This is a genomic window from Suttonella ornithocola, from assembly GCF_001889065.1.
Taxonomy (GTDB): domain Bacteria; phylum Pseudomonadota; class Gammaproteobacteria; order Cardiobacteriales; family Cardiobacteriaceae; genus Suttonella_A; species Suttonella_A ornithocola.
Genome location: NZ_LWHB01000225.1, coordinates 1 through 961, shown reverse-complemented (window position 1 = coordinate 961; position 961 = coordinate 1). Strand labels below are relative to the sequence as shown.

At 37.4% G+C, this 961-nt stretch carries 2 protein-coding genes and 1 pseudogene; 2 read left to right on the top strand and 1 reads right to left on the bottom strand.

What is annotated here, in order from left to right; translation table 11 throughout:
- Positions 1–197 (top strand): annotated as a pseudogene (locus A5N85_RS13210) (IS256 family transposase); the annotation flags it as partial.
- A 242-nt stretch (positions 198–439) separates the two neighbouring features.
- On the opposite strand, the gene A5N85_RS13205 reads toward A5N85_RS13210, so the two are convergent.
- Positions 440–697, bottom strand: a complete 258-nt coding sequence (locus A5N85_RS13205) for a hypothetical protein (protein WP_072577595.1) — start codon at positions 695–697, stop codon at positions 440–442.
- Between the two features lie 138 nt (positions 698–835).
- Here A5N85_RS13205 and A5N85_RS17920 point away from each other — a divergent pair.
- Positions 836–961 (top strand): helix-turn-helix domain-containing protein (locus A5N85_RS17920; protein ID WP_143143292.1); only part of this gene is annotated, 126 nt, incomplete at its 3' end.

Sequence of the window (961 nt, the reverse complement as noted above, 5' to 3'; positions counted from 1 at the left end):
AGTCCATCGTCAATTCCGCAAGTTAACTAAAACTAAAGGAGCGTTTCCTAATGAAACCAGTTTGCTCAAACTCTTATATGTTGGTATGTTAAATGCCAGCGAAAAATAGACAATGCCGATTCCTAATTGGGGACAGGACAATGATGCAATTGTCTATCTATTTCCCTAGTCGGTTAGATGCCGTGATGAATCTTTAATTAACCTGACACAGAATTCTGAACGCCCTCTTGCTTTTCAATATTGGCGCTCTGGTCGCTCCATTTTGAAGAACCTGATAACGCTTCTCTATGATTTGACAAGTAATTTGAGCTGTCCATCGCTAGCTTTGCCATATCGTATTCACTTTCTAATCTCATACGTTGCATGACATTAGTTACAGCACGAGATTTATATTTGATGGCTTTTACCTTATCAGCAGCATCAATTTCTTCAATAGCTGCTAATTTTTTAGATTTAGCTCGTAAACACCGCTAGAATATTTTAGCTCAATCCCACCAATTGTTGCTCCCGGTGCGGTTTTAGTATTGATAAGGATAAAAGCGTCTTTACCAAACTTAACTATTTTTCCTGTTAAAGAATTAACCTTTACATCTGGGAATAAAAAATGTCCGCTGAATTCTTGGTCAAGATTATAGCCAAGAACAACATTGGTTAAAACCGTATCAACTATTCGTCTTTGTTTTAACATCTGATGCATATTTTAAGTCACTCCGTCAAACTTTTGAACCGCTTCCGCATAACTTATATAGTCAAATCACTTAGAATCCAATCTATCCAAAGCAGATATAAAGAACAACTTGTAGTAGAATTATCAAAAACAAACTGAGCATATCCTATGACCTACTGCCGCCAATTCCGACAGAAAATTCTTAACGATATTGCTAATGGAGAAACTTGGCGCGCTGTTGCAAAGCGCTACAAGATCAGCAAATTCACCGTCTATAGCTGGATTAAAAATCCC

Bases quoted from the DNA above. Each gene is read 5' to 3' on its own strand.
- A5N85_RS13205 (WP_072577595.1), bottom strand. From the start codon at position 697: ATGCATCAGATGTTAAAACAAAGACGAATAGTTGATACGGTTTTAACC.